28 protein-coding genes, 2 tRNA genes and 1 pseudogene are annotated in these 22,863 nt (G+C 34.5%); 16 read left to right on the top strand and 15 right to left on the bottom strand.

What is annotated here, in order from left to right; all coding sequences use genetic code 11:
- Nucleotides 1–448: 448 nt before the first annotated feature.
- Nucleotides 449–634 (bottom strand): hypothetical protein, encoded by a 186-nt coding sequence (locus O5636_RS00155; protein WP_269622608.1) that lies wholly within the window; start codon nucleotides 632–634, stop codon nucleotides 449–451.
- 499 nt (nucleotides 635–1,133) lie between these two features.
- Here O5636_RS00155 and O5636_RS00150 point away from each other — a divergent pair, with 499 nt between their 5' ends.
- The gene (locus O5636_RS00150) at nucleotides 1,134–1,448 is read left to right on the top strand and encodes a hypothetical protein (RefSeq protein WP_269622607.1); all 315 of its coding nucleotides are present in this window, start codon (nucleotides 1,134–1,136) and stop codon (nucleotides 1,446–1,448) included.
- A 622-nt stretch (nucleotides 1,449–2,070) separates the two neighbouring features.
- On the opposite strand, the gene O5636_RS00145 is transcribed toward O5636_RS00150, so the two are convergent.
- Nucleotides 2,071–2,421, bottom strand: coding sequence for a hypothetical protein (locus tag O5636_RS00145; RefSeq protein ID WP_269622606.1), 351 nt, complete (start codon nucleotides 2,419–2,421; stop codon nucleotides 2,071–2,073).
- Between the two features lie 181 nt (nucleotides 2,422–2,602).
- Here O5636_RS00145 and O5636_RS00140 point away from each other — a divergent pair, with 181 nt between their 5' ends.
- The 3 genes from O5636_RS00140 (at nucleotide 2,603) to rpsU (ending at nucleotide 4,518) form a co-directional block, all read left to right on the top strand.
- Nucleotides 2,603–2,983, top strand: coding sequence for a DCC1-like thiol-disulfide oxidoreductase family protein (locus O5636_RS00140; protein ID WP_269622605.1), 381 nt, complete (start codon nucleotides 2,603–2,605; stop codon nucleotides 2,981–2,983).
- Nucleotides 2,984–3,261: 278 nt separating this feature from the next.
- Complete coding sequence (locus tag O5636_RS00135; RefSeq protein WP_269622604.1) at nucleotides 3,262–3,441, top strand: hypothetical protein; 180 nt, start codon at nucleotides 3,262–3,264, stop codon at nucleotides 3,439–3,441.
- 897 nt (nucleotides 3,442–4,338) lie between these two features.
- Nucleotides 4,339–4,518 carry a 30S ribosomal protein S21 gene (gene rpsU, locus O5636_RS00130; protein WP_269622603.1) on the top strand — a complete coding sequence of 60 codons (180 nt, stop codon included), beginning with the start codon at nucleotides 4,339–4,341 and terminating at the stop codon, nucleotides 4,516–4,518.
- 83 nt (nucleotides 4,519–4,601) lie between these two features.
- On the opposite strand, the gene O5636_RS00125 is transcribed toward rpsU, so the two are convergent.
- The 4 genes from O5636_RS00125 to O5636_RS00110 form a co-directional block, all read right to left on the bottom strand.
- Nucleotides 4,602–4,913: a DUF3303 domain-containing protein gene (locus tag O5636_RS00125; RefSeq protein WP_269622602.1), complete on the bottom strand. Its 312-nt coding sequence runs from the start codon at nucleotides 4,911–4,913 to the stop codon at nucleotides 4,602–4,604.
- A 109-nt stretch (nucleotides 4,914–5,022) separates the two neighbouring features.
- Entirely contained in the window at nucleotides 5,023–5,340 is a 318-nt protein-coding gene (locus O5636_RS00120) for a hypothetical protein (protein WP_269622601.1), read from the bottom strand.
- Nucleotides 5,341–5,698: 358 nt separating this feature from the next.
- Nucleotides 5,699–6,055, bottom strand: a complete 357-nt coding sequence (locus O5636_RS00115) for a hypothetical protein (RefSeq protein ID WP_269622600.1) — start codon at nucleotides 6,053–6,055, stop codon at nucleotides 5,699–5,701.
- A 28-nt stretch (nucleotides 6,056–6,083) separates the two neighbouring features.
- Nucleotides 6,084–6,155, bottom strand: a tRNA-Lys gene (locus tag O5636_RS00110).
- Nucleotides 6,156–6,305: 150 nt separating this feature from the next.
- On the opposite strand from O5636_RS00110, the gene O5636_RS00105 reads away from it, so the two are divergent.
- The 3 genes from O5636_RS00105 to crtH are packed head-to-tail and all read left to right on the top strand — an operon-like array spanning nucleotide 6,306 to nucleotide 9,422.
- Nucleotides 6,306–6,431, top strand: coding sequence for a photosystem II protein Y (locus O5636_RS00105; RefSeq protein ID WP_269622599.1), 126 nt, complete (start codon nucleotides 6,306–6,308; stop codon nucleotides 6,429–6,431).
- Nucleotides 6,432–6,479: 48 nt separating this feature from the next.
- Nucleotides 6,480–7,865 carry an FADH(2)-oxidizing methylenetetrahydrofolate--tRNA-(uracil(54)-C(5))-methyltransferase TrmFO gene (gene trmFO, locus O5636_RS00100; protein WP_269622598.1) on the top strand — a complete coding sequence of 462 codons (1,386 nt, stop codon included), beginning with the start codon at nucleotides 6,480–6,482 and terminating at the stop codon, nucleotides 7,863–7,865.
- 3 nt (nucleotides 7,866–7,868) lie between these two features.
- Nucleotides 7,869–9,422 carry a carotenoid isomerase gene (gene crtH / locus O5636_RS00095; RefSeq protein WP_269622597.1) on the top strand — a complete coding sequence of 518 codons (1,554 nt, stop codon included), beginning with the start codon at nucleotides 7,869–7,871 and terminating at the stop codon, nucleotides 9,420–9,422.
- Nucleotides 9,423–9,800: 378 nt separating this feature from the next.
- Here the strand turns inward: crtH and O5636_RS00090 are convergent, their stop codons facing one another.
- On the bottom strand, nucleotides 9,801–10,289 hold the full coding sequence (locus O5636_RS00090) for a 6-carboxytetrahydropterin synthase (RefSeq protein ID WP_269622596.1): 489 nt from the start codon (nucleotides 10,287–10,289) through the stop codon (nucleotides 9,801–9,803).
- A gap of 76 nt (nucleotides 10,290–10,365) precedes the next feature.
- On the opposite strand from O5636_RS00090, the gene hisIE reads away from it, so the two are divergent.
- Complete coding sequence (hisIE, locus tag O5636_RS00085; protein WP_269622595.1) at nucleotides 10,366–11,028, top strand: bifunctional phosphoribosyl-AMP cyclohydrolase/phosphoribosyl-ATP diphosphatase HisIE; 663 nt, start codon at nucleotides 10,366–10,368, stop codon at nucleotides 11,026–11,028.
- A 73-nt stretch (nucleotides 11,029–11,101) separates the two neighbouring features.
- Here hisIE and O5636_RS00080 read toward each other — a convergent pair whose 3' ends face one another.
- A complete protein-coding gene (locus O5636_RS00080; protein WP_269623594.1) occupies nucleotides 11,102–11,584 on the bottom strand; it encodes a DUF2214 family protein in 483 nt (160 codons plus the stop codon).
- A gap of 200 nt (nucleotides 11,585–11,784) precedes the next feature.
- On the opposite strand from O5636_RS00080, the gene O5636_RS00075 reads away from it, so the two are divergent.
- Genes O5636_RS00075 through O5636_RS00060 form a run of 4 tightly spaced genes read left to right on the top strand, consistent with a single transcriptional unit; the run spans nucleotide 11,785 to nucleotide 13,867 of the window.
- A complete protein-coding gene (locus O5636_RS00075; RefSeq protein WP_269622594.1) occupies nucleotides 11,785–12,717 on the top strand; it encodes a sigma-70 family RNA polymerase sigma factor in 933 nt (310 codons plus the stop codon).
- Nucleotides 12,718–12,767: 50 nt separating this feature from the next.
- Nucleotides 12,768–13,133 carry a YkvA family protein gene (locus O5636_RS00070; RefSeq protein ID WP_269622593.1) on the top strand — a complete coding sequence of 122 codons (366 nt, stop codon included), beginning with the start codon at nucleotides 12,768–12,770 and terminating at the stop codon, nucleotides 13,131–13,133.
- Nucleotides 13,118–13,450, top strand: coding sequence for a hypothetical protein (locus O5636_RS00065; protein ID WP_269622592.1), 333 nt, complete (start codon nucleotides 13,118–13,120; stop codon nucleotides 13,448–13,450). The genes O5636_RS00070 and O5636_RS00065 overlap by 16 nt, the downstream gene beginning before the upstream one ends.
- A 12-nt stretch (nucleotides 13,451–13,462) precedes the next feature.
- Nucleotides 13,463–13,867 (top strand): c-type cytochrome, encoded by a 405-nt coding sequence (locus tag O5636_RS00060; RefSeq protein ID WP_420063773.1) that lies wholly within the window; start codon nucleotides 13,463–13,465, stop codon nucleotides 13,865–13,867.
- On the opposite strand, the gene O5636_RS00055 is transcribed toward O5636_RS00060, so the two are convergent.
- Nucleotides 13,843–14,112 carry a YciI family protein gene (locus tag O5636_RS00055; protein ID WP_269622591.1) on the bottom strand — a complete coding sequence of 90 codons (270 nt, stop codon included), beginning with the start codon at nucleotides 14,110–14,112 and terminating at the stop codon, nucleotides 13,843–13,845. The genes O5636_RS00060 and O5636_RS00055 overlap by 25 nt on opposite strands.
- Before the next feature lie 106 nt (nucleotides 14,113–14,218).
- Here O5636_RS00055 and O5636_RS00050 point away from each other — a divergent pair.
- Nucleotides 14,219–14,549: pseudogene (locus O5636_RS00050) on the top strand (AbrB-like transcriptional regulator).
- Between the two features lie 152 nt (nucleotides 14,550–14,701).
- Here O5636_RS00050 and trpA read toward each other — a convergent pair.
- From trpA to ndhL, 3 genes are all read right to left on the bottom strand, one after another.
- Entirely contained in the window at nucleotides 14,702–15,511 is an 810-nt protein-coding gene (gene trpA, locus O5636_RS00045; protein WP_269622590.1) for a tryptophan synthase subunit alpha, read from the bottom strand.
- 69 nt (nucleotides 15,512–15,580) lie between these two features.
- Entirely contained in the window at nucleotides 15,581–15,910 is a 330-nt protein-coding gene (locus O5636_RS00040) for a DUF3007 family protein (RefSeq protein WP_269622589.1), read from the bottom strand.
- Nucleotides 15,911–15,913: 3 nt separating this feature from the next.
- Nucleotides 15,914–16,165, bottom strand: coding sequence for an NAD(P)H-quinone oxidoreductase subunit L (ndhL, locus tag O5636_RS00035; RefSeq protein ID WP_420063772.1), 252 nt, complete (start codon nucleotides 16,163–16,165; stop codon nucleotides 15,914–15,916).
- A gap of 222 nt (nucleotides 16,166–16,387) precedes the next feature.
- On the opposite strand from ndhL, the gene O5636_RS00030 reads away from it, so the two are divergent.
- Nucleotides 16,388–16,473: transfer RNA gene (locus O5636_RS00030), tRNA-Leu, on the top strand.
- A gap of 11 nt (nucleotides 16,474–16,484) precedes the next feature.
- Here the strand turns inward: O5636_RS00030 and pyrC are convergent.
- Nucleotides 16,485–17,537, bottom strand: coding sequence for a dihydroorotase (gene pyrC / locus O5636_RS00025; RefSeq protein ID WP_269622588.1), 1,053 nt, complete (start codon nucleotides 17,535–17,537; stop codon nucleotides 16,485–16,487).
- Between the two features lie 137 nt (nucleotides 17,538–17,674).
- Between pyrC and O5636_RS00020 the strand changes: the two genes are divergently transcribed.
- Complete coding sequence (locus O5636_RS00020) at nucleotides 17,675–18,763, top strand: calcium/sodium antiporter (protein ID WP_269622587.1); 1,089 nt, start codon at nucleotides 17,675–17,677, stop codon at nucleotides 18,761–18,763.
- 13 nt (nucleotides 18,764–18,776) lie between these two features.
- Here O5636_RS00020 and gorA read toward each other — a convergent pair whose 3' ends face one another.
- Nucleotides 18,777–20,132 (bottom strand): glutathione-disulfide reductase, encoded by a 1,356-nt coding sequence (gene gorA, locus O5636_RS00015; RefSeq protein ID WP_269623591.1) that lies wholly within the window; start codon nucleotides 20,130–20,132, stop codon nucleotides 18,777–18,779.
- Between the two features lie 42 nt (nucleotides 20,133–20,174).
- Here gorA and O5636_RS00010 point away from each other — a divergent pair, with 42 nt between their 5' ends.
- Complete coding sequence (locus tag O5636_RS00010; protein WP_269622586.1) at nucleotides 20,175–21,416, top strand: glutathione S-transferase family protein; 1,242 nt, start codon at nucleotides 20,175–20,177, stop codon at nucleotides 21,414–21,416.
- A gap of 24 nt (nucleotides 21,417–21,440) precedes the next feature.
- Here O5636_RS00010 and dnaA read toward each other — a convergent pair whose 3' ends face one another.
- Nucleotides 21,441–22,844: a chromosomal replication initiator protein DnaA gene (gene dnaA / locus O5636_RS00005; protein WP_269622585.1), complete on the bottom strand. Its 1,404-nt coding sequence runs from the start codon at nucleotides 22,842–22,844 to the stop codon at nucleotides 21,441–21,443.
- Between the last annotated feature and the right edge of the window lie 19 nt (nucleotides 22,845–22,863).

Raw genomic sequence — 22,863 nt, 5'->3', positions numbered from 1 at the left:
AAACTGTACCTAAAGCAGGGAGATATGCTCATAGTAAAAGGTCTCGAATAAATTGCCTATTAAAAAGTAATCTTCAGGAAGATAATCGAATACAGTTCAAGAGAAACACTTTAATAGCAAGAACCTACTAAGAGCTCAATAAAATGGTTAAAACAAAGTCGTAGATATCTTCACTGTCGGGGTTTTCAAATAAATTCATTAAACATGATTAGAAGCCGAGGTTTCTATGAAATTTATTGTTAACCATTTAGTAGTACTAAGGGATAAGTGCTCTCTACAAATCTCTCAGCAACAACCAAATTAATTTATGAAGGAGAACAATCGTGAAAAGTCATAGCTTATTTTGAGTATTAGTTACGAGGCCTATAACTAATAGAAGTGCTTATATGAAATAGGAAACATAAGGCGACCTTTCTGCACAGGGTCGCTTTTTCATTCTAAGGAAGAATCAAACAACGCCTAACTTCATAGCACCTTTCACCTTTTTGACTATTGCATCATCAATTTCATTATCTGTTTGAAGGGCAAGCCATTCTAAAGCAGAAACAATCCATGCTTTCATTTGCTTCTTAAAAAACTTTTTTAAAATCAAAAACAATACTGGCTTGAATAGTAAAAAGAAAAGACCTGTCATTGACTACAATTATTTAGTAATAGATTAGATGAAATAAAAAAGTCTTTCAATTCAAATCGCGACCACCCCACCCATCTCAAAACCAACTGTAAACGAAAAACTTTATAAGCCTTAAAACTCACTGAGTTCAAAGAAAACAAATTACAGATGAACAAGTCACAAGCAGTTATAAAAAGGCTTAAACCCTTTTAAAACTAATCATCTAATCATAGTTATAGGCTTTAAATCATCTCAATCTGAAATTTCATTCCAAATAATGTACGGAACCTTTCTGCCATTTTTTATTGAAAGTCTAAAGAATATCACTAAATCTAATCCGAAACAAAATTAGCTTTTTTCACTCTATGAGCCCCATAAAAACTACATCAACCCTAATTCTTCATACTCTTTAAACTTAGTTTTCAAGAACCTCTCAAACTAATATGAGGAGATCTGAAAGTTCTTTGCACTACAAATTAAAAAAAATCTTTTAATATATTAAAAGTTATCTTTTGATCTAATGCTTCGTAAACAAGAAAAAAATGCTTTTCTTAGATTAATATTTCTTTCCCTGGGATGGGGCTTAGGGCTAGATCGTTTCTACGAAGGCGATAAAAAAGCTGGATTCCTCTCACTTATTGGATGGGGAATAGTTCTTACAAGTTTTGGATATCTTCAATGCTCAGGGGTTGAATATGTTGAAGGAGTTAAGAACTATGCGGACTACAGTCCCAATCCTTTAATCATTGTTCCTACAGTTGCTGGGATTTATGGATTCGTTTTAATTATTCGTAAAGCTTTTAAACTTGCCAAGCAATTTGAAAATGCTGAATAAATAAACATTAAAGAGTTTTACCAATCAGGGAAAATGATCAAAATTTATAATGAATAAATAAAATCAAAATAAGCCGCTAATAAATTTAGCAGCTTATTTTGAGTATTTGCTTTAGACTTACTATTGTCTTAACTTTGATTTTCAATAATTCTTGAAATTAATGATTTTAAAAATAATTTCCCTTAAGATGTCTCTCCATACAAATTGTCTTACAGTCTTGTTCTTTTTCAGTGAGTGAACAATAAGTTGTACATTCAAAATACTCGTCAATAGCTTCCCTATTCTCTAGAGAGCTAATTTGATTAAGGGTTGTATTCATGGCAATTGACCCAAGTTCATACTATTAATCTATCAAATCGATAAATAATTGCCATGCGCATTACTTACTAATATTCTTAAATTTTTGCTAATCATATTAGCTAACCAAGTACTAGCTAATGCTAGATAAGTCTTGCATTTAAAAAAAGCAAAAAAATCTCTATGGTCTTAATTAAAATAAGCACACTTTCAGATAAAATAAACGTCTTATAAATGGATGTAAAAAAATCACACCTATAGTTCTTTAGTATCAAACATAAGAAGTTTAAAAACCCTAATTAGTTTTTTTGGAACTAATAAAAATTCAAGCTAGAGATTTAATTAATTCGACAATTTCATCACCATAACAAGATGGATTAACTCTTAAGCAATCATCATTCGTTTTGATTTTGTGTATTTTAGTAAGTTCAATATCTCTAAAGTCACAGCAATTACAAACGATGTGAACTTTCCTTCCTTCTTTTTGTTCCTTAACCCTGGCATGAATCCATTTTATAGCAGTCTCATTAGTCCATTGATAAAAAGTTCCTTCGCAATCAATATTTTTCTTTGTTGTATTATTAGCTTGAAAAATTCCAGAGAATATAAGGCGCTTATATCTAAAGCCTTGCTCTCTAGCCTGCCTTATTCCTATATGATTGATTTGCGACTTCACTTTATTAGAAAGTAAAATATAGCTAGGTGAATCAATGATTATATATCTATAAAAAATATTTGTCTTGATTATAAAAAAATAATATATTCATACAAACTAAGCGGAAGGATTAATATATAATTATAAAAAAATTGTATCCTAATACTAGGAATACAGTTATTTCAATCGTATTTATTTAAGAATGGAATCAAGACTTTTATTTATTTATGATGGCGAATGTCCTTTTTGCAATCATTTTGCAGAATTAATTGAATTAAAAAGTTCTTTGCCTAATATTTCTATTCTAAATGGAAGGGAAAACCTTAACAAGCTAAATGATTTATATGTGAAGGGCTATGACCTAAATAAAGGAGCAATTCTTCTTAACGGTAAAAATATTCTGCATGGAGCAAGTGCTATTCATTATATCTGTTCTCAAATATCAAGCCCTTCAGATTCATTATTAAAAGTTCTTTCTCTAACTTTTTCATCTAAACAAAGAACAAAAATTATATTTCCTTTCCTTCTAATAGCAAGGAGAGCAGCCCTTATTTTAAAAGGTATTCCTCCACAATTAATATAAGCAATGTACACTCAAAGCCAATTGAGGGTAATAAATGAAGTCACACATAAAAATTAATCTTAGATTTTCATTCTCAATATCTATAGCAACTAAACAAGGATCTTAGCCTTATTGCTTAACACCACTAGTCATAACTTGAGTTTAGGTACAGATTCTCTAGTAAGTCTAAACCCTTCTAAAGTTGTTATTTTCTTAAAAGGCATTAATTTTTTTTAGCAATCCCATACAAAAACCAACATTAGGATCCAAAATCATTAAAAGACCAATTCTATTAAGCAATGAACCTAGCTCCTCTTTTCGCAATGTATGGGCAACCAGGGATTCCTATGGATTTCTTCCTCTTAACCTTTTTCCATGCTTTGTTCGTAATACCATTTCATATTGTTCTCTTCCGTTGGAGAGCTAAAGATGGTTATACCAGCTTCTATGCAAAAGATTTTTATGTTGTCAAAGACTGATTTCAGTTCTTCTCTAAACATTTTTCATACTCAAAAATCAATCCAAAGTCTTAATTACTATATTTGACCCGAAAAGTTTCATAAAATTATATCTAACATAAGGATCTAATTTCCATTAGATCCTTATGTTTTTATTTTTTTTAAACTAAAAGCCATTCAATAGCATTGTAATTACAAGCTTTTTCATTGAGTTCTATGCAAGATTTAAAAAATTAATTTAAGATTGTTTATTAAAATGCACAATTTTATATTTTCGGTTATTTTTCCATGAAAAGCAATGCGTATAAAAGCTGATTGCTTTGATAGGCCAACAAAGTAATGATGTTTATATCGAACTCAGAGGCACCTAATTATGGTAGACACTCCACCTGAGTATTTAATAGAAGCAGACTGACTTCTGGCCCCTGCTCCAACAGTCTCAATTAAATAGTGGGCTCTCGTCTGAAGCGACAAGGATCAATGATTTAGGTGCGTCAATTCAGTCGATACTCCTTCTGCATCGTTTAGGTGCCCTTTCAGGAGATAAAGCCTTAAAACTAGAATTTTGGCCCCAGGCGTGCCACTAACCAGAAGCTTCGAACCTCTTAATCAATTTGTTATTTTCTTAAATAATCTCTTCTTGAAATAGCAATACAAAAAGGAGGAGCCTGTATAGGCTCCTCCTTTTTGTATTGCTATTCTTTAAATCAATTTCTCAAGTGCTCATGAAACCAAATCAAATATTTTTATGGTGATAAGTTCAGAATAGTTTTAAAACCTGTCGCTCATTGAGAAGTCGACGAATATAGGTCAATCATTAAAAAAATCACACTGTCCTTTAACTTCAAAAAAAAAACAAAACCATTGTCTTCTGTAAACCATGCCTGTTAAGGTATGTTATTCATTAATGTGATTCTTTTGACTCAGGTAACGGTTGGTGAAAACGAAGGTATTGAATCAGCTCTTCGTCGATTTAAACGAGAAGTGTCAAAAGCTGGCATCTTTAATGAATTAAAGAGGATACGTCATCACGAAACTCCTGTTGAAAAATACAAAAGGAAGCAAAGACTAAAAAACAGAACAAAGCGTCGCAGGTAAAACTATCAACAAAATTAATATTAAATAATTATCTTGACAAAATTTATTTAATATATTTCTCTAAATATTAAATAATCTAAAACTTAGTTATTATTCGAATTTATATCCTTGGATAAATTAATAAACTCTTCTGTCGTAAGAGCAGGTTTGTAATCGCATATCATACCAAAATTCTTCTGCCAAGGGCCAAAAACTTTGTATAGAACAGATGCACTTTTAGCTTTACATAGTACTATTCCAGTCCCATCTTGAGGAGTATGAACCCAAGCAAGTCTTTCATAGCCTTCTGGCATAGACTCTGCTTGACCACTTTCAACATAATCAATCAAAGCATCCGCAGCAAATGATTGATCTTCGGGAGATTGAAACTTCCACGTAACAACATAAAGTTGCATTGTTATAAAAAAATATCAAATGATTTACTTCTAAAGAATATACATAAATCTATTTTTAAGCAGATAAAACTATATATTCCAAATTAAACCTTTATTTGACGTTAAGAGATCACGGGCTAAGCCATCTTTTTATTTTTTTTTGAATTGCTGTAACACGTAAAAGGAGCTCTCTACCAGAACTTGCAAAGCTATATCTAACAGCCTTTCCTGATTTAAACATTGCTTCACTTATTGCTTGTGCTCTTAAAAGCTCTTGTTGAAATGCTCGGTTAACTGCTCTCTCTGCATCAATATTTGCCAATTGAGCTTGCTTGGACAAACGTTGGGTTTTTGATTTAGGAATTACAGCCAAGACACTTTCAGGCTCAGCCCATCGCAATAACCAAGGACGACTTGATTTTGAGACAATGGAACTTTTCTTAGGCATTTGATCTATTTATATATGCATCTCTAACAGGATGAGTCCTAAAAGGCCGTAGAAGACCAAAAAGTTGCTCTCTGAAATTTCCTTTATTAATACTTAATATGAACTGAGAAAAAAGTTGAATTCATAAAAAGCTTGAATTAAAAGAAAAATCTTCTGGCGATTCACTCAGTAGACAAACTATTTTGCTTAATCAAGGTAACTGGATATTAAGCAGCATCCAGAAATAGAAAGAAACATTAGCTGCAATAGCAATTCCAACTGCAAAGAATTTCATCTAAATATTTGAGTAAAACCATTCCTATCCAGCACCCAAATCTTGGATTAATCGAGTTTTTGTAAGGTTTTCCTCACACTATTTTTATTGAGCTTTGATGTCTTCAGGGATATAAAGCAAACTTGAGCGACACTTCTCAAGAAGTTTTCTTACATATTTAAGATCATTTTCCCTAAGAGGACTTTTACTCGAAATCCCAGATGGATAAACAAGCTTACCTTTTCTATCAAGTCTAATTCTTTGTCCAAACCACGTTCCATATCCTTTAATTGAAGCCCTACAAAAAACTTGGTTTTTTTCAGAATCGAATTTTTGTTCAATTATCCATTCCTTATAAATATCCTTCTCAGTAAAATGATTTAATCCACCATAAACAAAATCTATATTCAACAAAAAGAAAATATAAGTAAGTTGAGCAAGCCTGGTTAGGCGATATCTCATTACAAGCAATGTATTTGGAATAAATTAATGGGTCGCCTGAGATTCGAACTCAGGACCAGCCGGTTAAAAGCCGGATGCTCTACCGCTGAGCTAGCGACCCCCATAGTGAACCTTAAAGGTACATTCGCAAGTTGTCATCTTACAATTTTGTTTAAAAACGATCAGAAAACGTATTTGATTAAATTAATTCAATTACAAATGACAATTTTCCACCTCTTTTCTGTAGGATCACACGAAATCAAATGCAATCATGCTTAATCTCCTAGTCGTTGCCCTCCCAATCCTCGCAGCAGTCACCTGGGTAGTATTTAATATTCAGAAGCCTGCAAGAGAGCAATGGTCTCGTCAGTTTGACGACCAAAACAATGCTTTCTAAGACCACTGATAGAGGCTAAAAATAAAATAGTCTCTCTATGCTTTTCTTTTGCCTCAGTCCTCCCCATTAATAGTTATTGGAGCAGGATTGGCAGGAGCTGAAGCTGCATGGCAAATTGCAAAAGCTGGTCTGCAGGTTAAATTAATTGAGATGAGGCCAGTTCATAAATCTCCAGCGCATCATTCAAATAATTTTGCAGAACTAGTTTGCAGTAACAGTTTTGGAGCTCTTAGTAGTGACAGAGCTGCTGGTTTACTTCACCAAGAATTAAGAGAACTAAATTCTTTCGTTATAAAAACAGCAGATAATCATTCCATTCCAGCAGGAGGAGCCCTTGCTGTTGACAGATCAGAATTTAGTCATTACATAACAAAAACCTTATCTGCTCATCCACTAATAACAATTGAAAGAAAAGAACTAAAAAAACTTCCTTTTAAAAATGCTATTAGTGTTATCGCGACAGGGCCACTAACTAGTGAAAGCTTAACTAAAGATCTAAAAAACTTTACCGGTATTGAAAATTGCCATTTTTTTGATGCAGCGAGTCCAATTATTGAGGGAGAAGGTATAGATTTCTCTATTGCTTTTCGAGCCAGCAGATATGACAAAGGAGATGCTGACTATATTAATTGTCCAATGAATGAAGAGGAATACAAATCGTTTAGAGATGAGTTAATAAATGCGGAACAAGCAGAACTTAAAGATTTTGATAAAAACGATGCGAATTTTTTCGAAGGATGCTTACCCATAGAAGAACTAGCTCGCAGAGGCGAAGAAACGATGAGATATGGCCCATTAAAACCAATAGGCCTTTGGGATAAACGATGGGGTGATTTATTTGATAAAGAATTAAGAAAGAGGAAACGAGCTTATGCCGTAGTTCAATTGCGAAAAGAAGACAAAAATGGCCGTCTGTGGAACTTAGTTGGATTTCAAACAAATCTCAAATGGGGAGAACAAAAAAGAATTATCCAAATGATTCCTGGTTTAGCAAATGTAAGTTTCATTCGTTTTGGGGTTATGCATAGAAATACATTCCTTGAGTCTCCAAAGTTGTTAAACCCAACTTTACAATTTAAAGACAGACCAACCCTTTTTGCCGCTGGACAAATTACAGGAACTGAAGGCTATTCAGCTGCAATAGCAGGAGGGTGGTTAGCAGGAACAAATGCAGCATTATTAGCAATGGGCAAAAGTCCCATAACACTTCCCAAAACAACAATGATTGGAGCTCTAACTGATTTCATAAGCTCCACCAAAACAATTCAGAAGCCAATTCAAAAAAGCCAATTCCAACCAATGCCACCGAATTTTGGTCTGCTACCAGAGTTAACAATTCGAATACGCGAAAAGCGTCTTCGGTATGGTGCTTATCGTGACAGAGCACTAAATGACATCAAAACTTTCAAAAAAACTTACATTAACTTTGATTAAACAATGATTAATACTAAAAACAAAGAAAAGCTTTGGGATGCAATTGTTATTGGGTCAGGGATTGGGGGACTTGTTACTGCTACACAATTATCTGCCAAAGGAGCTAAAGTTCTTGTCCTAGAAAGCTACACAATCCCTGGAGGAAGCAGTGGTGCTTTTCACAGAAATGGATATACCTTTGATGTAGGAGCTTCAATGATCTTTGGTTTTGGAAATCAAGGTTACACTAATCTGTTAACCAGAGCACTCTTAGATGCCGGAGAAGCATGTGAGACCATACCAGACCCTGTTCAACTTGTTTATCACCTACCAGAAGGAGACACAGTAGTTGTAGATAGAGATTTTAGAAGTTTCATTTCTAACTTAACTATTCTGTTCCCTCATGAAAAGAAAGGTATCCAATCCTTCTATAAAGTCTGCTGGAATGTATTTAATTGCCTCAACTCAATGCCTTTGCTTTCTATAGAAGATCCTAAATATCTAGCAAAGGTTTTCTTTAAAGCACCTTTAGCTTGCCTAGGGCTCGCACGCTGGCTTCCTTTTAACGTTGGAGATATAGCTCGTAAATATATAAAGGATGAAAGTTTATTGCGTTTTATAGACATCGAATGCTTCTGCTGGTCTGTAATGCCAGCAGCTCAAACACCAATGATTAATGCTGGGATGGTTTTCTCAGATCGACATTATGGAGGGATTAACTATCCAAAAGGCGGAGTAGGGATGATAGCTCAAAAGTTAGTTAAGGGTTTAGAAAAAAAAGGTGGAAGAATCTTATATAAATCAAGAGTCACCAATGTTCTTTTAAAAGATAAACGTGCCATTGGAGTTAAGCTTGCAAATGGAGAAAAGCTTTATGCCAAAACAATTATTTCCAATGCAACACGCTGGAATACTTTTGGAGGAGATGGAATAAAAGAACCTTTAATCCCTTCAAAAGATGTGCCAACTGCCGAAAAAAAATGGAACAATCGATATAAAGCTTCTCCTTCTTTCTTGTCCATTCATCTTGGCGTGAAAGATCATTGCATCCCTCAAGATAGCCATTGCCATCACTTAATTGTTGACAATTGGCAGAGAATGGAAGATGAGCAAGGAGTCATTTTTATCTCAATCCCAACACTTCTAGACAAATCTCTCGCTCCGTCAGGACATCACATCATTCATGCATTTACACCATCATCAATAAAAGAATGGAATTCATTAAGTCCGTCAAACTATGCAAAAAAGAAAGAATTGGATGGTAATCGTCTTATATCAAAAATAGAAAAGTTATTTCCAAATTTACAAGAGAATATTGACCATAAAGAAATTGGAACCCCAAAAAGTCACCGTAGATTCCTTGGGAGATACCAAGGGAGTTATGGACCTATTCCATCAATACCTCTACCTGGCTTATTAACAATGCCTTTTAATAGCACAGCCATTAAAAGTTTTTATTGTGTTGGCGATTCATGTTTCCCAGGGCAAGGTCTAAATGCTGTTGCTTTTAGTGGATTTGCATGTGCTCATAAGATAGGTTCAGAATTAGGAATTAATTCATGGGCCCTACCAAAATAATCACAAACCCATGCCTAAAAAATAAAACCCGTATTCAGTTCAAAAGTCACAAAAAATAAACTTAGAAAACTCATAGACAAACGATTTTCAATCCTAGAGGAATAAGTAGAAGTGTTGATGAGAAAGGAATCCAGAAAACCGTTTCAAGGAAAGAAACAATGATTGACATCAAATATTGGGTGAGACAAGCCATGAAATACAAAAAAAAATTTAGATTTGCAATTTAGCTTCCCCATGGATGGTGATATTCTTCTGAGAGAAGAAAGGAAAGAATAGAGATCAAGACTAAGAAGACTTAAGAAAAATAATTCTTCTACATGATTGCTTTAATAAACTTTGGAATAAATTTTATAAAGTTTTTCTCCTCTATAGACCATCTTATAAAGAATTAATTTCTACAACGTCAAACCAATCAGGAGTTGATTCAAAACAAGCTGAATTCAAATCATTTTCTTTTGCTTCGGCTCGCCAACAACAAGTTCTGCCAGCATCTCTCTCCATCAATATCGCATTTGCCCATTCCCAAATCAATTGTGCAGTAGATTCCATTCCAACATTTTTCATAATCCTTAAATCCAAAGCTTTTTCTGAATGAAGTTGTTGCCATTTTGTTAGAAGAGGATCATCTTCATTTACTAAAAATGTATGGTCAAAATATTCTTTCAATTTTCTTTCTAATGAATGAAGACTAGAAAAATCAACAACAAATCCAAACTCGTCTAATCTGTTTGATCTAAACCAAAAAGTAAAGCTTCTACTATATCCATGGACAAAACTACAATGGCCAGGATGTTTCCATTGTCTATGACAACAAGGGTAGCCTTCAAAATGCTTGCTACACGTAAATCCAGTAATTTGATTAGGCATCTAATAATTACTTGTAAAACTCACTAAGAGAATCATTGCCCCATCGCCAAAAGCTCTCTTTTATTAATCTAAGAATATGACGCAATTCAGACAAGATTTCATCAAACAACTTCGTTTTAATGAAAAAGGCCTGATACCAGTTATTGCCCAAGATTGGCTTGATGGAGCAATCCTTATGATGGCTTGGATGAATGAAACTTCTTTAAAAGAAACTCTTAAGACAGGCGAAGTTCACTATTGGAGTAGATCAAGAAATAAACTTTGGCGCAAAGGAGAAACCAGTGGCAATACTCAAACATTGAAAGGAATCAGGTTTGATTGTGATTCAGATGCAATAGTCATCTCAATTAAGCAAATTGGCTCAAAAGCCTGTCATACAGGGGCAAGAAGTTGCTTTTATAATGATCCTGAGCAGAATTCTATTAATGAAAACAAGCTCGACTTCCTTTTGCCTCCTGCAGATGCATGTAGTGAATTATTCAATATCATCCAAGACAGATCTATAAACCCTAAAAAACAAAGTTACACAAATAGTCTTTTAAATGGCGGTGATAATAAAATCCTAAAAAAAATTGGAGAAGAAGGTTCTGAATTTGTCATGGCATGCAAAGACAAAGATAAATTGTCAATTGCAAATGAAGCTGCTGATTTGATTTTTCATATACAAGTAGCTCTTAGCTATAACCAAGTTAATTGGAGAGATGTATTAGAAGTCCTTGCCCAAAGAAGGAAAAATTAGAATTCGAAAGCAAAGTTGAGTACAAAAGTTTATCTATTTTGTTCAAACTAAACTCTAGATATAATTAAGTAATTTATAGTCCAATCCCTCTAGCCATAATAGTAGCTAGTAAAGGTATTAATGAAAAACCAAGAAGCTCAATATTTAAAATCATACGAAATCTTTTTACCAATTCTAAAGTTAAATTAGGAAGATTATTTTTACTTATGGGTATAGCCCATAATATATATGTAATAGTTGGATATAGTGATAAAAGCCCAACAGCTATATATAGAGCTACTTTCAGCCAAAACAAGGGGTTGTGGACGTAAAATTCTGCTCCTTGTCCAAAATATCTAACCCTCATGATTCCAGTAATTATTAACATGACCCCAGCCAAGCCATAGATAACATCGGCAACAATTATTGAGATTGCTTCTTTCCTACTCAATTCGACTTTTAAGGAAAGCCTTTCAAAAATTAAAGCTCCAAAACATAAAAGGATGCTTAAGTAATGAACATATGCAACTAATGCACTATTGAGAGCTTTGAGCTCAAAAACAAAACCAAAAGGCATAGGAGTCATGTAATGACTTAAAAATCTAAGCGAAAAGATGTCATTCCTGTAATAACTAGCAAACAAAAGTGGCTAGTTATTACAGGAATATTCAAAATAAAGAAACCTTCTAAAAACAAAATGAATTAGAAACTATTCATTACGACTTAAGAAAGTTAATACTTTCGACCTAGATTTTAAGTATTAAGGAGTTTTAAATTGTGAGTTCGCTAAGTGATTTCCTTGGGGAAATAGGACGCCATCCTCTCTTAACACCAGAGGAAGAACTTACCATGGGAAGAAAAGTTCAAGAAATGATAGCTCTTACAGAACGCTGTAATCTCGCTGGTAATCAAGGGCCAAAATGCAACTTTACAACTGCAGAAAAAACAACAATTAAGACAGGGGAAAAGGCTAAAAACCTCATGATCACTGCCAATCTCAGGCTCGTAGTTAATTTAGCTAAAAGGTATCAAGGGAAAGGTCTTGACCTTTTAGATTTAATTCAGGAAGGGACATTAGGGCTAACAAGAGCAGTGGAGAAATACGATCCCAAGAGAGGGCACCGTTTTTCTACATATGCATACTGGTGGATTAGACAAGGTCTAAACAGAGCTTTATCTACACAAAGCAGAACTATAAGGATCCCTGTAAATATCAATGAAAAGCTTACAAAGCTAAGAGCTGCTAAATCTCAATTAATGCAAGAAAATGGGACAATTGCTTCTTCTCAACAACTAGGGGAAAAATTAAAGATCACTAAAGAAGAAGTAGAGGAGCTCTTAGAATGTGAACTTCGCAGCATTACTGTCAGTCTTCAAGGAGTAGTGCAATCTAAATCTGACCCCTCTGAGCTAGGCGATGTTTTACCTAGTGAGGAAACACCGCCAATGGAACTTGCAGAGCTTGCCGAACGAAATGCTTCCGCCTGGTCTTTACTCAACAAAGCGAATCTCACCCCTAAAGAAAGAACTATTGTTAGTCTTAGATTTGGACTTGATGGAACTAATGAATGGAGAACACTTGCAGAAGTTGCCAAACATATGAACTGCAGTAGAGAGTATTGCAGGCAAGTTGTACAAAGAGCACTTAGAAAATTACGAAGAACAGGTATCGAATCAGGTCTAGTTGAAGGAGTTATCCAAGATCAATAACTTAATGTTCTTAAAAGCCTCAATGCAACATATTCAAGGACTTTAGAAACATGCCTGAAGCCAACAAAAAAGATCAGCAAGTTCTCGATGCAGAGGTTATAGATAGTTCTGTTATAGATGAAGGTGTTTTCAGAAGAGTATTAAAAAAAGCCGGAAGAACTATTGCGAAGCCAGCTTTGGAAGCTTTTGAAATGGTTGTCGACCCCTCAACGCCTCCACAAGCAAGGGTATCTTTGCTTGCAGCACTTACATATTTGATAATGCCTATAGATTTAATGCCAGACTTTATTCCTATAGCAGGGTTTAGCGATGATCTTGTTGCTATAACTGCAGTAATAAGTCTTTGGAGCCAACATATGAACCCAGAGATACGCAATAGGGCTCGGATGAAGCTTGATAAATGGTTTCCTCTTTAGAAATGGCTAAATGGACACAAGAAATAGAAGAAGAAATTACACTTCTTATTAAAGAATGGCTTAAGCAAAAAGGGAAAACACAAAAAGACCTTAAAGCCAGTATTGGAGCAGATTCTGAAAGAATGCCTATTTTACTTAAAGTTTTCCAAGAAGAATACACCTCAGGAGGCTTACCGAAGCTTGCGGCTTTACTTTGTGCTATTGATCAAAGTTGGTCTGTGAATAATTCTCAAAACATAAAAAAGCATAAGAATCAAGATCCTTTTGGACAACTTGACCTACTTTTGCAAGAAATTAAAGAAGACTGCGATACTTAAATAAATTCTCATATGATTTCCTTAGTGAAACATTTACAAACAATTTGGGATCTATTGGATCAATTACAAAAAAAAATTATACTTATGATTCTTCTGCCTACTTTTTTAATTATTATACCATTAATTAATTTTCAAGGAAAAGTGTTAGCTCTCGATTCATATAGTGGAGAACATTTATTTATCAAGCATTGCTCTGGATGTCATATAAATGGAGGAAATATAATTAGAAGAAATAAAACTTTAAAACTAAACGACTTAAAACGGAATGGATTAGATAATCCAGAAGCTATCGCTAAAATAGCAAATAATGGAGTAGGATCTATGAATGGTTATAAAGAATTTTTAGGAGAAAATGGAGATATAAAAGTTGCAAATTGGATATGGGAACAATCTCAAAAAGCTTGGATCCATGGATAAACATCTAAAGAAGTCCATATTCCTTTTTCCCAATAAACATCTTCTTTTAAAACTTTTTTTGCAAACTCAAGAGTTGGTGCTTCCAAAATCCCAAATACATATCTATTGCATTTTGTAGGTCCTAAGGTTATTAAAAAACCTTCTTCTTTCAGTTTAGCGAGTCTAGATAAATGCTTATCTCGAAAAGGTCCTCGCTTTTCAATAGCGTTTTCACAGTAAGTACCAAAAAGAACAAATCTTTCCATTACACTTAAAGATTAAATAATCTAATAAAATTACACCTTAATGATTGCACAATTAGCATGCTAATTGCTATCTTGTTTAATCAGATCAATTTATTACTTAACTATTATGCTCACAGGTAGGGAATTACTCAAATAATGAAAGAGCTAGGTGATGTCACTAACCCAGACCTTGTTCAGGCATGTGGATATGTATCCAACAAGAAGAATGGCGTAGAAAGATTAAATTTCACTTCTTTTTACAAAGCCTTATTAGAAGCTATAGGTGTAAAACTAGGTGCCAATTCTGTATCAAGCTTAGAAAAAGTAGGAAGGAAACTTAGTTATATATAGCGACTGTAAAAGGAAATTGTAATCTTATAATTGGCAAAGCATATACAGCCTTACTAGAACTAAACACTGTTGATGAATTTGAGATCACACTAAGGCGTACAAATTAGACTTATACTTATATGAGAAGAGGGTTAAGGACTTAAATACTTAGACAAGTTTTTTATTTCTATCAAAAAAAATATATAATGAACTGCTAAGCTTAAGAGAAATATAGTTTATAAAGCATAGGAAAATTATCTTGATAAATAATAAATAAAAATTATTTATTCTCAAAAGTTGCGCAACTAAGTTCTCTACAGAATTCAGTTGCTTCCTCTATGACTTTTCTATTAGGAGCATTAGAAATTCTTTTAACAAGAGCGCTTCCTACAATAGCTCCATCTGCTCCCCAGTTTCTAACTTTCCGAACATGGTTAGCATCAGAAATACCAAAACCAACTGCAACAGGTTTTGAAGTGAATTGCTTTATTTTCTTAACAAGCAACTGCACACGATCTTGCAATAATGACCGCTCACCAGTTACACCTGTAACACTTACTAGATAAATAAAACCATTACTCTTTTCAGCAATAGTTTTCATACGCTCTTCAGGTGTTGTAGGTGCAATTAACAGTACCAAGTCTAATTCTCTCGATGAAGCAATTGAAGATAATTTTTCAGCTTCTTCAAGAGGCAAATCTGGCACAACCAAACCAGCAGCTCCTGCATCAGAAGCATCTTTACAAAAAAGATCCATACCATAACTCAATAATGGATTGCTATAAGTAAAAAGAATCACTGGTATTGTTAACTTATCTTTTATATCTCGCAACATTCTTAAAACGGTTTTCGGAGAAGTTCCTGAAGAGAGTGCACGTGAAGCAGCAAATTGAATAATTGGACCATCCGCAAGAGGGTCGCTATATGGGATACCTAATTCAATGATATCTGCGCCTTTTTCTTGCAGTCCAAGTAAAATTTCCGAAGAAGTTTGCAAATCTGGATCTCCTGCCATTATAAAAGGCATTAATGCAATTCTTCCCTCTTTTTTTATTTGAGTGAAAGTTTTTGCGATTAAAGAGCTTTTCATAAAATCATTTTAAAAAAATTCTTTTTCAAATGTCATTCAAAAAAATTATTGATATTAAATTACCAAATTTCATTTGTTTTCATTATTCTCATTAACCTCTTTCATTAAAGCAATCTTTTCATCATCAGACATTGAATCCAGTCTTTCTTGCAATACAGTTTGTGTAATCTGATCATATTCCTTGCGATACCTTTTACGTTGTTCCATAAAAGTCATTTTACCCGTAAAGACTCTAAAGAAATAGGAAAACAACCAAGCAATAACTAAGAAAATAAGAACTGCTTGTGAAGCTATCCCAGCTTTGGCTTCTTCAAATCCGAGTAAAGTCAGACCACCATAGGAAATTCCTCCTAAAAGAAGAATAATGACTCCTAATTGAACTACATTTCCCTTGGTCAATTTCTATTGCTCCCCTTGGCCATATATACGAAGATTGAGGAAAGGGGCAAACAAAATCAAACCTGGAAAGAAAAGAAAAACAAAGCTATATACAAATAATCTTTCATATTTACCCATAAAATTCCAACGAGTGTTCATCCAGAAGAATAATCCTAAGGGAATTACAACCAAATAAAGAGCTCCAAGAAATAAATACATTCCTGCTACTAGAAAAGGACTACTCAATATCTGATTTACTGTGAGAAGAAAAAGCACTCTAAAAAGCTAATTTAACTTATTCTAATATTAGATTAGTTAGTGAATAAAAATTATCAAGCAAGCCTTTGAGAACTTGGAATTAAAGTCAACAAAAGCCAATAGAAACAACGGTTAACTTTTTCCATTGATTTTCTAAGCGATTAAATAAAAGCATTTCTTAGATTTCAAGACGCACTTTTCTTAATACTGCTAAAGTAAAAATTCGATCAAAACCATTGCGGGAGCATGGCGGAATTGGTAGACGCAGCGGACTTAAAATCCGCAGGTCGTAAAAGGCTGTGGGGGTTCAAGTCCCCCTGCTCCCATTAGGTTTAGATCATCTTTCACACAACCAATTCAATATCTCCCCTGCATGAAAAGGAACAATATGCTCAGAAGTCTTCCCAAGATGCAAGCTTGAGGGAACTCTATGAGGCTTCCTAATTAAGGTTATTTTTTTTTCATTGAAAGGCAATCCATAAAAAATTGGGCCAAATTCACTTGAAAAAGCTTCTAATCGATCTAGCGCATCTTCTTCTTCAAAAACCTGGGCATAACTTTCAATTGCATTAAGTGCATTAAAAATGCCAGCGCAACCACAAGAAGTTTCTTTAAAAGCGCGTAGGTGAGGAGCAGAATCAGTACCTAAGAAAAAGCAAGGTTTCCCACTAGTAGCAGCACGCCGCAAAGCAAGGCGATGATACTCTCTTTTAGCAACTGGCAAACAATAAAAGTCACTTCTAATACCCCCTTCAAACATTGCATTACGATTAATATGCAAGTGATGAGGCGTAATCGTTGCGGCTATATTAAATTTACTATTTCCAACATATTCAACAGAATCTTCTGTTGTTATATGTTCAAGAACAACTCTTAAAGCAGGAAAGCGGTGAAGCAAAGGGTCAAGGATTTGTTCAATAAATGCAGCCTCACGGTCAAAAATATCAACATCTTGATTAGTCACTTCACCATGAATCAACAATGGCAACCCTACCTCCTCTATTGTCTCTATAAGTGAGTAGATATTTCTTATATCAGTAACACCATCTTTAGAATTAGTTGTAGAGTTCGCTGGATACAACTTTGCTGCCACAAAAACACCTTCTGCAAACCCTTTTCTTATAACCTCTCTTGAAAGAGTTTCCGTTAGATATAACGTCATCAGAGGTGTAAAATCCAACTCCTTCGGGATTACATTTAATATTCTTTCTTTATAGGCAATAGCAGTTTGAATCGTTGTTATTGGTGGTTGCAAGTTTGGCATGACTACAGCACGCCTAAATATTCGTGCAGTAGGAACAACTACAGTATTTAAAATATTTCCATCTCGCAAATGTACATGCCAATCGTCAGGTTGACGCAATGTAATTTTTTCTGGGGACAAATTCAAAGGGGTCAGTCCTAAATAGCTTTATGGATTAAATACCATTATTCTAAAAATAACCTAAATAATAATTATCTAGCTCTCTATTTCATCAAATTGGGAAATATTTAACCAATAGCCAAAGACTCTTGTTTTCACCCCTCATGTCATTACTACTAACAAAGGCCTCGTTTGAAATTATTCTTGGAATCATAATCCTTTTTGCTGGTGGTGAGTTTTTTGTTCAAGGAGCTGCGACACTAGCTCTAATTCTTGGGATTCCCCAACTTGTCATTGGCTTAACGGTTGTTTCACTTGGGACTAGTGCTCCAGAACTTTTTGTTAGCGCCAGTTCACTCTTCAGAAACTCAGATGCTATTGCTGTAAGTAATGTAGTGGGAAGCAATATTTTTAATGTTTTAGTTGTTCTCGGTAGCAGTGCTCTAGTAATGCCATTAAAAGTAGAAAGTCGACTAGTAAGAAGAGATGTACCTTTACTACTTGCCATCTCTACCGCTGTATGGGGAATGGCCTCATCGGGAAAACTAAGTTGGCAGTCAGGAATAGCATTATTAATAGCTCTTTGTATCAACACAATCTGGGAAATTCGAACTGCAAGAGAATTACCACAAGAAATCAAACATGCTGAGCCAGATATTCATATCAATAGAGATTCTATTAATTCTTTAAAGGCCTTTGGCAAAATACTTGCTGGCATAATAGTTCTCGCATTTGGCTCTAATTTGTTAATTAATGGGGCCAAAACCTTAGCAATTTCTTATGGGTGGAGTGAAGCAATTATAGGACTAACAATAGTCTCTGCGGGTACATCCTTGCCCGAATTAGTTACTTCTTTAGTTGCATCTCTTCGTGGCAAAACAGATCTAGCTATAGGTAATGTAGTTGGCAGTAGTCTACTGAACCAACTTCTAGTACTTGGCAGTTGTGCAATTTTCGCAGGAAACAAAGGACTTATTGTAGAAGACATTTTAATTCAAAAAGATTTTCCAATTATGATTCTTACCGTTCTAGCTTGTATGCCAATTTTTTGGACTAAAGGTAAAATTAGTAGATCAGAAGGAGGAATATTATTAGGACTATATATTTTATATTTAACTGATCAAATCCTACCGTATTTATTTCCAGAGATGCAGCAAATTCTTCGCTTAATGTTTTTTTATTTAGTACTCCCTATCACAGTAATAATAGTAACTTTTAAAAGTATCAAGTATTGGAATTTTAAAAATAACTGATTAATTATTATATCTAAGTCATCGTGACAAATTCTTCTGCAATAGTAGGGTGCAAAGCCATTGTTTTATCAAAATCTGATTTCAAAGCGCCCATTGATATAGCTATAGAAGCCATTTGTATAATTTCTGATGCATTTTCACCTAACATATGGCAACCTAATATCTTATCTGTATTTATTTCAACAATCAATTTCAAAAAGCATTTTTCTTTACTCTTACTTAAAACTTTGGACATAGATCTAAATTTTGCTTTATAGATTTTTATATTTTTTTTGCCATAAAAATTATTTGCATATTCTTCAGTAATGCCAACAGTCGCAAATTCAGGCTGGCTAAATACCGCCTTAGGAATATAATTATAATTTACAGATCTGCTTTTATTCCCAAATAGATTATCAGCAAATACTCTTCCTTCTTCTATAGCAACAGGTGTTAAATTATTCTTATTAGAAACATCTCCAATTGCATATATATTAGATATGCTAGTTAGATTTTTATTATCTACTTTTATACTCTTACCTTCCAATTCAACTCCTATCTGATTTAAGTTTAGAAGATTTAAGGAAGGTTCTCTACCAGTAGCAAATAAAATAGCTCCACATTTATGAGTGCCCTCTTTGTTGTCTATTAAATTCAAATCACCTTGTGAACCATCTATAGAAATAATCTCGGTCCCAAATCTTATATCTATACCTTTACTCAGCATCTCATCCTGAAGTGATAGAGAAACCTCTTTATCAAAACCCCTTAATAAATGATTTCCTCTAATTAACTGTTTTATCTGTACACCCAAACCATTTAATATACATGCAAATTCACATGCAATATACCCTCCTCCAATAATTACCAATTCCTTAGGGAAACTACTTTGCAAAAAAACATCGTCGCTAACCCATCCTAATGAAGCTCCAGGGATATTAGGGCGACAAGGAATTCCTCCAACGGCTATTAATATATTTTTTGCAAATAATTCTATAGATTCATTTTTCATATTTTTAACTACAATTGATTTTGGGCTAGAAAAACTTCCCCAACCCCTTATAAGTTCTACATTTGATTTTGCAAGAAACTCTATATGCAATTTATTTAAACGATCAACTTCTTCTCTAATACTCTCTAATAACAAACTCTTATTTACTCTTATATTATTTATTTGGGCCCCATATTTTGAAGCAGATTTCAAAGATTCAAGGTATTGCGAGCCATATACCATCAATTTTTTGGGAACACATCCTTTGATTACACATGTACCTCCAACACGATCTCCTTCTACAATTGCAACTCTTGCACCATAACTAGCCGCTCTTTTAGCAGCTGCCAAACCACCAGATCCAGCACCTAAAACAATGAGATCAAAAGTTTGGTCCAAGAAAACTCCTTTTAATTCTTTATCTAATTCTCCTATTAAGCCATGCAAGAAGCTATAGATGCTCTCACTTGGGACGAACTGTCAAAATTTGCCACCCCTGAATCAGAATTAATTAATGGACCAAACAACTCATATTCCTTAGAAAGACTCTTTGGTGAAAAGGAATCCAGCATTAGGGTAATTCTGTATAGAGATCATCACGCATGGTGCCCATACTGCCAAAAGATTTGGCTCTGGCTGGAATGGAAAAAAATACCTTACAAAGTTAAGAAGGTAACTATGCGATGTTATGGAGAAAAAGAAAATTGGTATCTAAAAAAAGTCCCATCTGGATTTTTCCCTGCAATCGAACTCGATAACAAACTTATAACAGAAAGTGATGAAATTCTTATAAGACTAGAGAATACTTTTGGACCTTTAGGTTTGTCATTAGAACATCCTGAGATAATTGAGTTAAGAAAACTTGAAAGAAAGTTATTTAGAGCATGGTGTATCTGGTTGTGCACACGATCACTCACTAAAGGTCAATCTAACAGAAAAAAAGAACAATTTTGTCTTATAGCGAATGAAATGGATGAACGCCTATCAAAAACAAATTCTCCTTGGATAGATCCATCTATTTGTAATTCAAAAGCATCTTTCCCAGGAAGTGCAGATGTAATCTTTATACCTTATGTTGAAAGAATGAATGCATCTCTTGCTTATTATAAGGGAATAGAAATTAGAAAAGAATTTCCAAATATTGATAGATGGTTTCGGGCACTTGAAATGCTTCAAGAATATAGAGGGACACAAGGAGATTTTCATACTCACTCTCATGACCTGCCTCCTCAAATGGGAGGTTGTTGGCAAGATCATAATTTAAATCAAATAAAATTTTCTAATCAAATAAATAACGGGGAAGGAATGGGTGAAAATGAAACAACCTTCCTACCTTTCAACAATCAACAGCCTGCGACCATTGCATTAGCTCGCGTTTTAAAACACAAGAACATCATCAAAGAAATCAATCCATTAGGCGCAAGGCAATTTGACCAGCCATTACGAGCAGCACTGAGTTTTATGATCCTCAACAAACCTTGCAAGCCAACACAAGGAAGTTCTAAAGGGTTAAGGTACCTTAGAGATAGAGTATCAGTCCCTAGAGACATGCCTCTGCTTTCAGCCCGAAAATTCCGCACAGCTCTTGAGAAAACAGCCTCAATGGACGGGACAGGTCAGGGTCCTGAATTGTCTACAAAAAATCGACTAGATCAAAATCCTTTATTTTTTAAATCCAGTTAGAAGATATACATAATGAGCTAATAATTATTTTCTATTCCGGGAATCTATTTGTAATAAATCTCTTATTTTTTGAACTTGACTAGCCATTTGAGGATCACTAGACAATTTCTTTTCGACTTGTTCAATTGCATACATTACAGTTGTATGATCTTTTCCACCAAATGCATCTCCAATACGAGGCAAACTTAAATTAGTCCCTTGACGCATTAAGTACATACCTACTTGTCTTGCCTGACTTACAGGTCTTCGTCTACTAGCACTTCTCATTTCCTCAGTAGTAACGTTAAAGAACTCTGAAACTTTATCCATAACCTGTTTAGGAGTAACTTCAACACTTTGGCCACTAGGGTCAAGCATTGGAGCAATAGAGTCAACCGTCATAGGCAAACCTGTTATAGAGGCAAATGCAATTGCTCTTGTGAGAGCACCTTCCAGTTCACGAATATTTGAAGTAAACCTACCTGCTATGAATTGAATTAAATCTCTAGGCAATCCTACGCGTTCCTGCTCAGCTTTCTTTTGCAAAATGGCCATTCTTGTTTCCAAATCAGGAGCTTGAATATCAGCAATTAACCCCATCGAAAATCTTGACATTAAACGCTCCTGTAAACGAGGGATTTGACTAGGGGGTCTATCACTTGCCAGAACAATTTGACTACCAGCATCATGTAATGCATTAAAAGTATGGAAAAACTCTTCCTGTGTATATTCTTTCCCCTCAATAAACTGAATATCATCAACAAGTATCAAATCTGCTGCCCTATACCTATCTCTAAAAGATTGCATTTTATCTTGCCTTATAGCAAGAATTAAATCATTAGTAAAAGTCTCTGTTGAAACATAAGAAACTTTTGCCCTAGGATCTATTTCTAATCGGTAATGGCCAATTGCTTGCATTAAATGTGTTTTACCTAAACCAACGCCACCACAAATAAATAGAGGGTTAAATTCTCTACCAGGTGCTTCCGCGACAGCCATGGCAGCTGCATGAGCCATCCTGCTATTTGGCCCAACCACAAATCTATTAAAAACATATCTGAGATTCAAAATGGGGCTGGGTTTCTTTCGTTGAGGCAAAGGATCTCTATTATCATTATTTGAAGCAGAAGAAGAACCTAAAGTGGGAGATAGTTCAGAGCTAATCGGTCTAGAGGGGTCAACTTTTTTCGAGAGGTCTTCTTGAACCTTTACTTTTACAGTGACTGGCTCACCAAAAATCTCTTCAGCAGCCTCTTTGATAGTTTCAAAATAATTATTTCTGAGCCATGCACTAGAGAAGCTATTAGGAGCAATCAAGGTCAACTCTCCCTTTTCAAAGCTGCAGAACTGAGTAGGACGTATCCACGTTTCGTATGACGGCTTACTCAAATTTTGCTTCAATGACTGCTGAATCTTTTCCCAAGATTCCTCACGTACAAGCACCGGCATTTCCTAATTAGAAATAGAA

This window comes from Prochlorococcus marinus str. MIT 0918, assembly GCF_027359415.1.
Taxonomy (GTDB): Bacteria; Cyanobacteriota; Cyanobacteriia; order PCC-6307; family Cyanobiaceae; genus Prochlorococcus_E; species Prochlorococcus_E marinus_C.
This window is presented reverse-complemented; position numbering and strand designations above follow the sequence as displayed.